The organism is Streptomyces pratensis, assembly GCF_037137275.1.
GTDB classification, from domain to species: domain Bacteria; phylum Actinomycetota; class Actinomycetes; order Streptomycetales; family Streptomycetaceae; genus Streptomyces; species Streptomyces pratensis_B.
On sequence record NZ_JBBBEN010000040.1, the window covers coordinates 1 to 237 of the forward strand.

Here is a 237-nt window from a genome sequence, read left to right on the forward strand (position 1 = left end):
GCTCGCGCACCACCTGCGCGCGCTGGGCGTGCGCCCGCACACCCCGGTCGGCGTCCTGCTGGACCGGGGGCCCAATCTCCTCGCGGCGTTCCTCGGGGTGTGGAAGGCCGGCGCGTCGTACGTGCCGATCGACCCGTCCTACCCGGCCGAGCGGATCGCCTCGATGCTGGAGACGGCCGGCGCCGCCTTCGCGGTGACGCAGGAGGCGTACGGGGAGCGGTTCGGCGGCTTCACGAC

Annotated in this window: 1 protein-coding gene; it reads left to right on the forward strand. The window is 75.1% G+C overall.

The window, feature by feature from the left end:
- The coding region (locus V9U70_RS00250) for an AMP-binding protein (RefSeq protein ID WP_336672338.1) at positions 1–237 on the forward strand (237 nt) is incomplete at both ends.